Origin of the sequence: Aestuariivivens sediminicola (assembly GCF_022662015.1) — a bacterium.
Taxonomy (GTDB): domain Bacteria; phylum Bacteroidota; class Bacteroidia; order Flavobacteriales; family Flavobacteriaceae; genus Aestuariivivens; species Aestuariivivens sediminicola.
In genome coordinates this window covers 59391-74899 of record NZ_JAKMCM010000006.1, presented here as the reverse complement: position 1 = coordinate 74899, position 15509 = coordinate 59391, and the positions used below count along the sequence as shown (strand labels likewise).

The 15509-nt window shown below is 40.0% G+C and carries 5 protein-coding genes; all 5 read left to right on the top strand.

Going from position 1 to position 15509, the window contains the following annotated elements:
* The first annotated feature begins 78 nt into the window (after window positions 1–78).
* The 5 genes from MR041_RS13185 (at window position 79) to MR041_RS13165 (ending at window position 15472) form a co-directional block, all read left to right on the top strand.
* Window positions 79–975 carry an ABC transporter ATP-binding protein gene (locus tag MR041_RS13185; RefSeq protein ID WP_242094660.1) on the top strand — a complete coding sequence of 299 codons (897 nt, stop codon included), beginning with the start codon at window positions 79–81 and terminating at the stop codon, window positions 973–975.
* A 9-nt stretch (window positions 976–984) separates the two neighbouring features.
* Window positions 985–1809, top strand: coding sequence for an ABC transporter permease (locus tag MR041_RS13180; protein WP_242094658.1), 825 nt, complete (start codon window positions 985–987; stop codon window positions 1807–1809).
* Between the two features lie 26 nt (window positions 1810–1835).
* Window positions 1836–5192, top strand: coding sequence for a T9SS type B sorting domain-containing protein (locus MR041_RS13175; protein ID WP_242094656.1), 3357 nt, complete (start codon window positions 1836–1838; stop codon window positions 5190–5192).
* 127 nt (window positions 5193–5319) lie between these two features.
* Window positions 5320–10182, top strand: a complete 4863-nt coding sequence (locus MR041_RS13170; RefSeq protein WP_242094654.1) for a T9SS type B sorting domain-containing protein — start codon at window positions 5320–5322, stop codon at window positions 10180–10182.
* A 166-nt stretch (window positions 10183–10348) separates the two neighbouring features.
* On the top strand, window positions 10349–15472 hold the full coding sequence (locus MR041_RS13165; RefSeq protein WP_242094652.1) for a T9SS type B sorting domain-containing protein: 5124 nt from the start codon (window positions 10349–10351) through the stop codon (window positions 15470–15472).
* The last annotated feature ends 37 nt before the right edge of the window (window positions 15473–15509 follow it).

Here is a 15509-nt window from a genome sequence, read left to right as displayed (position 1 = left end):
TATGTAACAAATAATAGGGACTATCGTCTTACTTTCAAAACCAACCTGACTGATAGTATCAGGAAAACTAAACAACCATTGGATTCTATTCTTAAGCTTAACAACCTCACTAAAAAATTTGGTTATTTAACTGCCGTCAAAGATTTATCGTTTACCATTAACAAAGGTAATGTTTATGGCATATTAGGCCCTAATGGCAGTGGTAAATCCACCACTTTGGGAATTGTATTAAATGTGGTCAATAAAACCTCAGGTGACTTCCAGTGGTTTGACGGTAAGGTTTCTACTCATGAGGCTCTGAAAAAAGTAGGCGCTATTATTGAACGCCCCAATTTTTACCCCTATATGACCGGTAGCCAGAATTTAAAATTGGTATGTAAAATAAAAGGGGTGCCTTATACTAAGATTAATAAAAAACTGGAATTGGTTGGGCTCTTGGAACGCAAGGACAGTAAGTTCGCTACCTATTCATTGGGTATGAAACAGCGATTGGCCATTGCTTCCGCCCTCCTGAATGATCCGGAAATTTTAATCTTAGACGAACCGACTAATGGCTTGGATCCCCAGGGTATTCATCAGATCAGGGAGATTATCAAACAAATAGCTGCTAAAGGCACTACCATATTATTGGCATCACATTTACTCGACGAAGTTGAAAAAGTATGCTCTCATGTCGTGGTACTTCGCAAGGGCGAAAAATTGTATTCCGGTCGTGTCGATGAGATGATTTCCAGTCATGGCTTTTTTCAATTAAAATGTAACAATCAGGAAGCGTTGTTATCATTTTTGAAAACTAACGAAGCGTTTGGAACCATTAAAGTTCAGGATGAATTTATAACCGCCTTTTTAAATGAACCGCTGAATTCTGAAGAGTTAAACAGGCAACTGTTTAAAAAAGGTATAGTCCTCACCCATTTGGTGCAGCGCAAGGAAAGCCTGGAAGAGCAGTTTTTAAAATTAACCGATAAAAATTAAACCAATATAATGCTTCGACTTTTAAATTTGGAATTGCAAAAGCTGCTTTTGAATCGAACGAGCAAAATCCTCATATTCGTCTCTTTTATTCTGCCTTTTTTCGTCATTTTATTATCCTCGTTAAAAATAAATGTTTTTGGAATTTTCACTTTGGAATTAGGAGAATTAGGAATCTTTAATTTCCCCATTATATGGCATTTAACCACCTTTTTTGCAGCCCAGTTCAAATTCTTTTTTGCCATTGTTGTAGTGAGTATGATTGGAAATGAGTACAGCAACAAGACCATCAAACAAAATTTAATAGACGGTTTAAGCAAAAAGGAATTTATATTGTCTAAATTTTACACTATTGTTTTCTTTTCACTGGTATCAACGGTATTGATAGGTCTCATTACCTTATGCATTGGGCTGTATTATTCAAGTTTTACGGAGTTAGGTATCATCATTCAAGAAATTGAATTTTTGTTTGCCTATTTTATTAAATTGATCGGGTTCTTTAGTTTATGTCTCTTTTTTGGAATGCTCATCAAACGATCCGCATTTGCCTTAGCATTCTTATTTATACTATTCATTTTAGAATGGATTATTTTTGGTTTAATAACCTGGAAAGCAAATGCTGATATCGCTGAGCGGATCCAGGGGTTCTTTCCATTGAAATCGATGTATAAATTAATTGATCAACCGTTTCAGCGCATCGCCATGACGAAATTCCCGGACAAGAGTGATTTAGCTTATGACTATGCCGTCCACTGGCATGAATACGGTGTTGTTATTTTGTGGACTGCCCTATTTGTCTTTTTATCGTATAGATTATTAAAAAAGCGCGATTTATAATATATTTGGTGGCGTTGCCATGAAATATGAAAAAAATTGCTTCTTTTCTGCTGCTTTGTTTCCTCTGCCTTTATTCCTATTCCCAGGATGAGGCCTCCAATTGGTATTTTGGTTCAAATGCGGGTCTGCGTTTTAATCCGGATGGTTCAACAACCAATTTAAACGATGGGCAATTGAATACGGATGAGGGTTGTGCGAGTATTTCAGATAGTGACGGCAACTTATTGTTTTACACAGATGGCATTACGGTTTGGAATAAATTACACTTACCCATGCCCAATGGATTAGGACTTTTCGGAGATCCTTCCAGCTCACAGTCGGCAATCATAGTACCCAAACCTGATGATCCTGATATCTACTATATTTTCACAGTAGATACCTCTATAGGTGGTGATCCTGACAGAGGGTTTAATTATTCTACCGTGGATCTTACTTTACAGGGTGGTTTAGGGGATGTTGTTGCTACGTCAAAAAATATTAATCTCCTTGAGGATAGTTCTGAAAAAATTAGTGCTGTATTAAAAGATTGTATTTCAAAATCCATTTGGGTAATCACTTTGGCATCAGACACCGGAGCACCCGCTGAAAACCCTATTTTTGATACGTTTTATGCTTATGAAGTCTCCAATACGGGGGTCAATACAACCCCGGTAAAATCGTTTGTTAACACCCTTATATCAGACCACAGGGGCTACCTTAAACTATCTCCTGATGGCACAAAATTAGCATGTGCCAATATTGGTTCAGGGCTTTATCTATTCGACTTTGATGCCTCAACGGGAATCGTTAGCAACCCCAACCGCATTATAAGTGCATATAGTCCCAATAACAAGCCACAAGTACCCTATGGGGTCGAGTTTTCACAGAACAACGAACTGCTTTATGTCTCCACCTACTACGAGGCCACACAAGACGAATTCAACAACCCGGACAGTCAGTATGGTGCACTCCTGCAGTATGATTTAACGGCCCCTGATATAAGCTCGAGCCAGATTGTAATTGATCATAGACAGATGTACCGCGGAGCCCTTCAATTAGGTCCTAATGGAAAAATATATCGTGCCATGAACATTACCTACCTCATAGGCACCCCGTTTCTCTCCGTAATTAACAATCCCAATGGCAGGGGGCTCGCCTGCGATTATCAACATCAGGCTGTTACATTGAGTAGAAACACCAGACAAGGTCTGCCACCTTTTATAGCCTCATTCTTTGCCGAGAAAATAAATATAACTCAAAAGACCGTTAACATTACCTATCTGCCGCTATGCAATGGTGAAAATTATACACTGATTGCAGATGCTATTCCCGGGTCGACCTATACCTGGACGAGAGACGACATACCACTATCGGAAAATGATTTTGATTTGGAGGTTGATTTACCCGGTGAATACAAGGTCGTCGTGGAAACCATTAATAATGACTGTAATGTATTGGAAGGTGAAGCCCTGGTTAGCTTTTTTGATCCTCCTGTGGCGAATCAACCCACCGACCTTAATATATGTGACGATAATAATGATGGCCTGTTTGACTTCGATTTAACCTTCGTAAACAGCGAAATTTTAGGAACTCAGGATCCGAATGTTTATGAAGTTAAGTATTATAATTCACAGCTTGACGCCGATTTGAATCAGAATGAAATTACAGAATTATTTAGAGCTACCACCGGAGTTCAAACCGTTTATGTTCGGCTAGGACTTTTCGATAATAACACGTGTTTCGACACCACCGTCTCCTTTAATGTTCAGGTGTATGATACACCAATCGCCAATACCGTGAATAATTTAATTATTTGTGATTTAGAGACTCCGACAGATCCTGATGAGTCAAATGGCTTTACAGATATTGATCTCCACCAATTCGATCGTGCTATTCTTGGCAGTCAAAATGGTTCCGATAACACCATAACGTACTACAGTTCCATAAATGATGCTGAGAATAGAAACGCACCGCTCAACTTTGACTATACAAATCAGACTGCCTTCAATGACACCATATATGCCCGAATTGAGAACAATCTGAACCCGGATTGTTATTCCATATCTGACCCTATTGTACTCAACATTAATCCCTTGCCTGAATATACCAACAGCAGCCTGATACAATGCGATGAGGATGGTACTTTTGATGGACGCACCCTATTTAATCTTTTGGAGGCTGAACAAGAATTGGTGAGTAACGTCCAAGACCGATCCTTTAAGTTCTACGAAAGTTTATCAGGTGCTGAAAATGACGTCGATGACATCCAGAATGCCGACAGCTATGAAAACACGAATAACCTGCAGGTAGTTTACGTCAGGGTGATCGATGACACTACGGGATGTTTCGATATTGCCGAACTTACTTTGGAGGTCTCTACAACAAACATAGATGATTACGATGCACCGGCACTGTGTGACGAATTAGGATCTGAAGATGGCGTAAATACGTTTGACCTCAACAGTATTGAGGCGGATATCCAGTCATTGAACGGATTTACATTTCCAGTGACATTTTTTGAAACGTATGATGAGGCACTTCTCGAGCAAAATCCACTGAATACATCCTTTGAAAACACGGTTCCCTATTCACAGATCATCTATGCCAGAGCAGAAAACAATAATGCCTGTTATGGTATTAGTGAAGTACGCCTGACCGTAAATGAACTTCCTCAAATTGAAACAGAGACACTCGACTATTACTGTCTGAATAATTTTCCACAGCCCATAATTATAGATGCTGCCATATGGAACGACACGCCGGCTAACTATACCTATGATTGGTCCACAGGGGAAACCACATACGACATTCAAGTGAATGAAATTGGTACCTACTCTGTTACCGTTACCAATTCCAATGGGTGTTCCAAAGAAAGAATCGTTAGCATAGAATCTTCAAATATTGCAAGCTTTGACAGCCCATCTTTTGACATACAGGATGTGTCGACCAATAATTCCGTAACCGTATTCGTATCCGGTGAAGGATCTTATCTGTTTGCATTATATGATGACATGAATCAAAGTGAATACAGAGGCTATCAGGAAAGTAATTATTTTGATAATGTGTCTCCGGGAATATACACTGTAAATGTTATGGATATTAAAAACAATTGTGGAATTGTTTATAAACAGGTATCCGTAGTTGGGTTTCCGAAATTCTTTACCCCAAACAATGATGGGTATCACGATACATGGCAGGTATATGGCATTTCCGAAATGTTTCAACCAGACTCCAAAATATGTATTTTTGATCGCTTCGGAAAATTGTTAAAAGAATTAAATCCTCTTGGTGAAGGATGGGACGGTACGTTTAATGGCCAAACCATGCCGACAGACGATTATTGGTTCGCCGTAACCCTTCAAGATGGCCGTATTTTTAAGAGCCATTTTACTCTAAAACGATAAAATTGGGCCATAATACCTGACTTTAATTGCGTTTAATCTGATTTATTTTGCATTTTGTCTATAAAAATGTTAATTTTCCCTCAGAAATAATCCAAATCAACTAATTGTTTTGCCCAAATAAAACAACGTGACTAAGCACCTACAACTCTATTGTATCATTGCGATACTGTTTTTTGGTACCCTCCCTGCTATTGCGCAACAAGTTAGTATTGACAATAGTGTTTCTCTTCAGCAACTTATTGAATCACATTTAGCCAACAGCTGTGTTGAAATTTCGAACGTGAGTTCGACTGTGAATGGCAGCAGTGATGGCATCATTAGTTATGGCAGCTTCGACAGTGGTAATTCCAGTTTCCCATTGGAAAACGGTATTGTCCTGTCGTCGGGTGATGCAGCTTCAGGTGGTAATTCCGTTATCAGCAATGATTTGAGCGATGGCACAGTGAACTGGGGAACCGATCCGGATATCGAGACCTATTTAGGTGTTGGTAATACTATAAATGCCACCTCCATAGAATTTGATTTTGTAGCCCTATCCGATAATATACAGTTCAACTATTTACTGGCCTCTGAAGAATACTTTGCCAACTATCCCTGTAATTCATCGGATGGGTTTGTGTTCCTGATAAGAGAAGCAACGAGTACCGGACCCTATCAAAATATTGCCGTGGTACCGGGATCAGGGGATCCGGTAACCGTGGGTAACATTCACGACCAAATAGGCACAGCCTGCGCCGCAAGTAATGATCAGTATTTTGATGGTTATGCTATTGGTGACACGAACTACAATGGTAGAACAACGGTATTGACAGCCAGTGCGAACATCACGCCCAATGTGCAATACCATGTTAAATTGATCGTGGCAGATCAAAGTAACAACGCGACAGACCCTGCCATAGATACCGCTGTATTTATTGAAGCCAATACCTTTACAGAATTAGAATTAGGAGACGATATCGACACCTGTTCTAACAGTGTGACCCTGAATGGTGAAATTCAAAACCCATTGGCCAGCTATACTTGGTTTAGAGATAATACACTAATTAGCGGAGAATCCAATGCAACACTTACGACGTCACTAAGTGGATTATATCGTGTGGAAGTGAGTATCAACTCATGTGTCCTTCAGGATGAAGTCAATGTGAATATCGATACGGAACTCGTGACCAATGCGATAACACCCTACGAACGCTGTGACAATGACGGTAATGGAGAAGAAACATTTGATCTGTCCACGAAAAATACAGATGTTGAGACTGCCATTCAAAATTTACCTCCAAACTACACCATTTCATATTACCTCTCGGATAATGATGCCAGAAATAACCCTTCGAATAACATTACATCACCGATAAGTACGTCCTCAACGACCATTTATGTTCGTGTTGAAGATACCGTTAACGGATGCCTCATTTTTGGAAATTTTGATTTGCTTGTTCATCCGACACCAACCGTGACGCAGCCTACTCCACTGGAGGTGTGCGATAATGACAGTTTCCCTAATAGCATCACAACGATTGATTTGAGCCAGAAGGATGGCGAAATAACAGGTGGAGATACAACTAGTGTTGTGACCTATCACGCTACCCAATTGGAAGCGAGCAGTGGGGCCAACCCCATATCGCTTCCCTACATCAACACAAATCCTTCGGAAACACTTTTTGTTCGTGTTGTAAATACCCTTACGGGATGCGTTGATGCCTCAGGAATAACTTTAGATATTAATGTTATAAATGGAAATACCCAGATTAACAGGAATACCCAGTATATCGATGCTTGCGATTCTGACCATGATGGTTTTGCGACATTCGACATAACACAGGTACTCAATGCTATTTTAAATGGCGCCACCGGGTTTTTACCACCAACCTATCATTTGAGTTATTCTGATGCCGAATCCGGGACCAGTCCAATTTCAAATCCGCAGAACTATACCAACAGTACTGCCAATGAAGAAGTTATTTTTTTAAGATTGGTAGACGATACAACGGGTTGTTATGCCATTGTACCTATTGAAATTCATACTAACCTGCTCTTAACAGGTACCAATATTCCTGCCAATGGATTCGCCTTTTGTGATGAGGATGGTGATGGTCTTGTGGATGTCTACCTGAATACCCTGGAAAATGTAATAGCAAATGGATTATCCAATATATCAGTGACCTTTTACGAAACTGCAAGTGACAGAGATAATAATAGCTCGCCCATCGATACGTCGAATCCAATAACGATAAACGATGGGACACCATTGACACTTTATATGGCTATAGAAAACGGATTGTGTTCCGATGTTTCAGAAGTATTACTTCGTGTGAATCCGGTCATCACGTTTAGCCAGGTGGATCCTATTCCCTATTGCGACACAGATGATGACGGATTTACCACAGTCGATTTTAGTACGTTTGATTCCGTGATTACCGGAGGTAATACGGCCTTTAACGTGCGTTATTTTATGGACCAAATGGAGGCAGAAAACGGTTTGAATCAACTCCCTCAGTTTTATGATACGGCGTCCGGTAGCTTTTATGCGCGTATTGAAAATAATACGACGGGATGTCATACCGTTAACCCTTTTGAAATATATGTTATTCCGGCGCCCACCGTAATGACTCCCAGCGATATTTTAATTTGTAATAATAGTACCAGTACAACCTCCGACATAAGACTTGAGGATAAGATCTCAGAAATCGTTTCGGACCCGTCTAACCTCATTATCGAATTCTTTACTGATATTAATGCCGCACAAAATTTTGATAAAGCAAATCCCTTAGGTAATTTGGACAAACAGAATTTTGAAACAACGAACCAAACAATCTATGCGCGTATTGAATCGACAGAGATCGGTACCTGTTTTAGCATTGTTTCGTTTGATGTTGTTGTAAATACAATTCCAATAATTCCGTCTATTACACCTTATCAGATCTGTGTTGATCCCGGAACTACAAATGCCAATTTCTATCTTCAAGATAAAGATCTGGAAATTTTAAACGATCAATCAGGCAAAGAAGTATTTTATTTTCAGGATCCCGGTTTAACAATGCCTTTGGAAAAAACCATTCCCTACAATAGTAACGGCTCTGAAGCCATATACGTCCGGGTTGAGAATAGTTCAGACCCTAACTGTAATGCCACTTCCTCCTTTATATTGGAAATTGGTAACAACCCGAATTATAATACCAATTTTACAAATTTTCCTCCAATTTGTCAGAGTACAGCCGGGACACATACCTTCGATTTAAATGCCAAGCGTGAAGAAATAGCCTCAGGAAGCACTGATACCCTCGATATTCAGTTTTATTTAACTTACAACGAAGCCGCATCGAATGCCGACAGTTACTTACCAGATCAATACACCTCGCAGGCCTTACAAGGACAATTCTACACGAGAATAGAAAACGCAGCTAACTCTTGTTATGTTATTGAAGAAGTGCGGTTTACGACCTTTCCAACACCTTTGATCGCTTCCGCTTCAATTGAACCTGTTTGCGATACAGATTACGACGGCAGTACGCCCATAGACCTAAATACTGCCGTATTACAGATCGAGAACGTGAGGTTTGGTGATGTTACTATTTCTTTCTATGCAGACAGTGCACTTAGTAATCGCATACCAGATAATCAATTAGGTAGTTATCCTGTAAGCAATAACCAGACGGTTTATGTAAATGTGGAAACTTCAACAGGATGCTCAGATGCCTTTCCGATGGAAGTCTTTGTTAATATTCCTCCTGAACTGTTTCCTGTAGGCACCATAACAGATTGCTACCAGACCGACAATACCTTTGACTTAAGTGTGGTGGATAGTTATGTTACCCACAGTTCCAATCAAGTGACTATCAGCTATCACGATTCTCAGGTTAATGCTGAAAATAACACCGGTAGCTATACCAATAAAACATTTAATTACACGAGCACCGGTAATTACACCATCTATGTGAGGGTTGAAGATAATATATACGGATGTCCGGCCTACACAACATTCAATTTACAGATTGATGCAAACCCGATTGCAAATACCCCTCCTGATTTAGTCGCCTGTAATGATGATTTCGATAATGCTTATGAATTCGATCTCAGCCTAAATGACAGTGCCATTTTAGGATCACAGAGTTCGCAAGACTTTTCAGTATCCTACTATAATAATACGATTTCTAATGCTGAGAATGATGTGAATCGATTGGATACGCTTTACACTGCTACCGATGGAGAACTCATATATGCCCGTATAGAAAACAATGTCACGGGCTGTTATAGCCTGACTCAGTTCCAAACCATTATAAATCCTTTACCTGTAATTCCTTTAGAAGATACCATTCCTATTTGCTTGAACGATTTACCGCGAACACTTAGTGCAGATACTGGTAACCCCACCGATACCTATCTGTGGTGGACCGGTGAAACAACTTCAGAAATAGTGGTAGATGAATCCCATTTGGGAGATCACTGGGTAACCGTAACGACACATCCTCAGAACTGCAGTTACACCCAAACCTTTTCTTTAATAGAATCGGAAGAGGCCACTATTGATGCCACTGCCACTGCCGATTTTACGGATCCCAATACGATTACCGTAACGGTTAGCGGTGTTGGGGATTACCAATATGTTCTGGACGGCGGGACGCCCCAGGATTCAAATATTTTCAATAACGTAAGTCTGGGACCCCATATCGTCACCATTATCGATTTGAATGGCTGTACCCCTGCCAAAACAGAGGTCTTTGTAATAGATATTCCAAAATTCGTCACGCCGAACAATGACGGCTATTTTGATACCTGGCATATTGTCGGTATTTCGAGACTGCCGGGGACACTTGTTTATATTTATGACAGACAAGGAAAACTCCTAAAAATGTTACCTCACACTACCATTGGGTGGAATGGAACCTTCAATGGACAAGATATGCCGGCAGATGACTATTGGTTCTCTGCAGATATCATTCATGACGGGGAATCCTTCAATATCAAAGGCCACTTTGCTCTGAAGCGCTAATTTCTTCACAAAAGGTTAGCCTTGTTCGTTAAACGTACTTTTTATTCATTTTATCAAATAGGAATTAAACTTTTTGCAATTCATAAAGTCTAATTTAGATTTAAGCCATACTTTTAATACCTTCAAAAGTTATTATTTCGAATAAAACTGAAAAGTATAAGGAGTCATGAATTATGCAAAACATACAGGATATTTCTTTATACTTTTAATCTTCCTTTGTTTTAAAGGCTTCGGACAATTAAGCAAGACCCATTATATTCCGCCATTAACGAATTCACCTTTTGGAAATGCCAATCCGGAGGATCAATACATCTATATTTCTACACCCAGCACTTTTGATGTACCCTACACCATTATACCGGTAGGTCAGCCCGCGTCGAGTTATATTACGGGTAATGTATCAAATACCAACGCTCAGGAAATATTTATTGGCAATGGAAACGGGCAGTTATTTATGTCTTCTGATCAAACCAGTCTGGTGACCAATAATAAAGGCTATATTATTGAAGCTGAAGGTCCGGTTTATGTTTCCGTAAGAATGAATGCAGGTAACGGTGCTCAGGCAGGAGCCTTAGTGAGTAAAGGGCTTTCGGCTTTAGGAAAACTTTTTAGAATCGGTACATTTACGAATGAAAACCCTCAGACTAATTATTTGAATTTTCTGTCTGTCATGGCCACAGAGGATAATACCGTGGTGAATTTTAGTGATTTACCTGCTGGCCTTATTATCGACAATTATACGGGTTCGACACCCATTTCAGTTACATTGAACAAAACAGAGAGCTACACCATAGCCACAAACAGTTCATTTAGTGTTGCAAACAGAGATGGTCTTATCGGATGCCTAGTAAATTCAGACAAGCCTATTGCAGTGAATTGTGGATCTGCCAACGGTAGTTTTCACAATGGAGGTGGAAGGGATTACGGAATAGATCAGATAGTGGGCCTTGATAAGGTCGGTAAGGAATATATTTTCGTTCGTGGTGATGGATTGAATGAATGGGAAAATATTTTAATTGTAGCCCATACGGACAATACATCTGTAAGCGTTAACGAAAGTGGTCCGATAGCAACAATCAATGCGGGTGAATACTATGTCATCGAAGGAGACCAGTATAACAGTGGTGGTAATCTATATGTTGAAACCTCGCAAGACGTATTTGCCTATCAAGGCGTAGGTGCAACTGATAATGAAGCCAACCAGGGGATGTTTTTTGTACCTCCCTTAAGTTGTGAAGCCCGTGGTAACCTGGACAACATCGCCCAAATAGAAAGCATCGGTTCAACAACATATTCAGGAGGGGTTACTATAGTCACAAAAACCGGTGCTACGGTAACCATTAACAACACACCTATCTCCAATTTTAGCACTATTGGTCCTAGTAGCGTTAATGGAAAATCGGACTACGTGACCTACAAGGTTACGGGACTTTTTGGAAACATTTCAGTTCAAAGCACTGATGAATTGTATTGTGCCTATTTTAATTTCAATGGAGTTGCCACCTCGGGAAGTTTCTATTCCGGGTTTCCTTCAGCGCCCGAGATTAATTTTGACGCTGAATTCGCCACTTTAGGGAATTGTATCCCCAACATTACGCTTGAGGCCGCCAACACCCAAAATTTTGACAATTATGAATGGTGGTTCGATGATGGCACCGGCTTCCAATTGGTTTCTTCCAATATTCCCTCTATAACACCATCTGATCCGGGTAAATACAAACTCATTGGAGAAATTACATGCACATTAGAACGTTTAGAATCCATTGAAGTTCCGGTAAGTATTTGCCCAGATGATATCGACAATGATGGTATTATTGACAATATTGATATCGACAATGATAATGATGGTATTCTTAACTGTACTGAATCTAAAGGAGATGTTACCATAGATATCCAAAATATCAATGCACCGCAATTAATTTTCGAGGATGGCAGCATTAATACAACCATCACAAGTTCAAGTTATACATTTTCAAATGCCTCCAACACCTTTACCGCTGATGTTTCCGGAAACTTTGCCAGTACGGTTTTAGCCGGTGCAAATGAACAAAATGACTATACGCTTAACTTTACCGAAGCTGTTAATGTTAAGTATGAAGAGGACACTTCAGTGACAGATGTTATTATTGATGGCGCATACTTTATTGCTCGAATTGCTCCGGTGGATAAAAATATTACATTGATAGATCCGGATGATAGACTAATCGTGGATTCTAATTTTGACGGTGTCTTTGAAACAGGTATCACCCAGATTTCCGGTTCTGAAATTCATTTCAAATTAAATCCTTCTCCCAATGGTAATACACCATACCAGTTCTTTGCAAATCAGGTAGACAGCTTCTCTTTTATACATCATCTCTCGAATATTTCAAATAACTCTTCTATGCAGGGTATAATATCATTAACCTGCTTTAAAAGGGATAACGACAATGACGGTGTTAAAGACGAATTGGATTTGGACAGTGACAATGACGGTATACCGGATTTTATTGAGAATTTAGGTGTTTTAATCCTACCGAGCGGAGTTGATGACAATCTCAATGGATTGGATGATGCCTATGACCCGGCAGTGCTACCTGTTGATACTGACAATGACGGCGTACCCGATTACCTCGATCTTGATAGTGATAATGACGGGATTTATGACCTCATTGAAAGTGAACAATCCGGAATCTTTTCTGATTCTGGTCTAGATGGCATTGAAGACGGACCGGATTATGGATCCAATGGGTGGACCGATGTGGCCGAAACAGCTCCGGATAATGGAGTTATGGGCTATTCCTTGTCTGATTCGGATACGGATGGCAATTTCAATTATAGCGATCTGGATAGTGATGGAGATGGCTGCAGCGATGTGATTGAAGCCGGCTTTTCTGATGCAAATAATGATGATCTACTCGGTGATAGCGCAGCTACGGTGGACCTTAATGGACTGGTTAACAACGCCTCTGACGGGTATACCATACCTAACCCAGACTATTTAATATCGGCTCCAATTCTTATTTCGGAGCAACCTTTAAATACGGAAGTTTGTGAGTCGTCTGCAACAACCTTATTCGTGAATGCTCCGGAGGCGGATGTGTTTCAATGGGAATGGAGCACTGATGGTGTGAATTGGTCTGCATTAATGAATGGAATGAATTATAATGGATCACAATCCGGCGTTCTGGAAATCCTAAATGTACCTCTAGGTTTTGATAAGTATCAATACAGGGTAAAATTAGATCGCAGTGGTAATACCTGTGGGGTCTATTCGGAAACAGCATTATTAACAGTACATCCATTACCCATAGTGAATACCCCGGGCACCTATTCGCAATGCGATGATGTTTCAAACGATGGTCAGGCCTACTTCAATCTCACTTTGGATTGGATAAAAGAAGACATCGATTCCAATTATTTGTCCAATAATTTAAGTTTTACATATTATTCGACGCAATCAGAGGCCGAGAATGGATCGAATCCCATACCGGATCCCACAGCCCATCAGGATGCCCTCGGATTTATGTCTGAGACCATATGGATACGGGCGGAAGATCCCGAAAGTTGTTACAGAGTGGTACCACTAACCTTAGTGGTTAACCCCTACAGCGGTGCTTTAAGTACGTATAATCCCGCTTCAATTTTTGAGTGTGATGATGGCCTTGATCCCAGGGATGGCGTCGCTACTTTTGACATGACCGCTTTTAGGGACCATATTAGTAATGTTATTTTTTCTACCATCGATGTAAGTGTCCATTTGTACGAAAACCAAATTGATGCCGAAACGGAATTAAATGAAATAACAGCTATCGCTAACCATCAAAATATAAATTCACCAAATGTTCAGAATATTTGGGTCCGCATAAAAAGTGATTTAGGTAATGATTGTCTTGGTTTGGAAGAATTTCCAAATTTATTGGTCGTAGAGGCATTGCCAATAGCGAATCCTGTAACCATTGATCGCGTATGTGATGATGGCTCGGATGGCACCCCTATAAACGACGGTTTTTACAATTTGGACACGGCATCTATTGAGAGCAGCATTTTAGGAGCTCAAGACCCTGCAGATATCACCATTACCTATTGGGATGACAATGGAAATCCCCTTAAAGATGGCAACGGTAATGACGTTGTAAGCCCGATAGCAAATCCTTTATTCATTTCCTCTCAGACCATTACCATAAGAGTGACTAATAATATAACTCTAGACCCGGATGGCCCATGTTATGATGAAACGACATTAGAATTTATTATAGATGAACAACCTGTGGCAAACACAGTCCTTCCTCAGGTGGTTTGTGATGGTGATGCAGGCGATGTAGATAATGACGGTACCTATGCCTTTGATACCTCAGCCTTCGAGTCAACAATAAGAGGTGCTCAAACTGGGATGGACATCTTTTATGATTTTATAGATGAAAATGGGATGCAAATAACCAATAGCACGGAATTACCAAACCCGCTTATTTCGGGGAATCAAAGCATCACAGTTCAGGTAATTAACCCTGTAAATCCCAATTGTTCGGCGTCAACCAGTATCGACCTTATCGTTCATCCACTGCCAGACTTCACTATAAATGAAGAGGAAATTGTCTGTACCTCTGATCCCACCTTCACGGTCCTCTTATCTCCATTACAAAGCAATATGAATGAAACCTTTCAATACGAATGGTATTTTGAAGATGGTACTTTCTTAGGCGGTTCGGAGAATTTAGAGGTATCAACTCCTGGTAACTATTTTATAACATTAACACATCCTGTTACCCTCTGCTCAAGAACGAAAATGGTTTCCGTACAAGCATCAGAGCTGGCGAATATTACTCAAAACGACCTTACCATTGTAGATATTTCGGAGAATAATTCTGTTACCATAAACAACCCCAATGGCCTGGGTGCAGGAAACTACCAATTCGCACTAGAATCAAAAGACAATGAAATTAGTTTTCCCTATCAGGACAGTCCGGTATTTAATCAGGTAAGAGCAGGAGTCTATACCCTCTTTGTTAGGGATGCTATTTGTGGTGTAGTAGAATTAGATGTTTATGTGGTAGGGTACCGAAAGTTTTTCACGCCGAATGGTGATGGTCGAAATGACTACTGGCAATTACAAGGTTTATCAACTTTACAAGCAAATAGCGACATTTATATCTTTGACCGATTTGGTAAATTAATCAAGCAGCTGCCACCATTTTCACAAGGATGGGATGGTACATTTAATGGTGCTCTATTACCAACTGATGATTACTGGTTCAAGGTTTCTCTGGCCGACGGGAGAACTTTTATGGGCCATTTTACACTAAAAAGATAATCCTAAATTAACACGGATCGAATTTTAATTTCCACCA

Excerpts from the sequence above, each read along its gene's own strand:
- MR041_RS13180 (WP_242094658.1), top strand. The coding sequence starts at position 985 with ATGCTTCGACTTTTAAATTTGGAATTGCAAAAGCTGCTTTTGAATCGA.
- MR041_RS13175 (WP_242094656.1), top strand. The coding sequence starts at position 1,836 with ATGAAAAAAATTGCTTCTTTTCTGCTGCTTTGTTTCCTCTGCCTTTAT.
- MR041_RS13165 (WP_242094652.1), top strand. The coding sequence starts at position 10,349 with ATGAATTATGCAAAACATACAGGATATTTCTTTATACTTTTAATCTTC.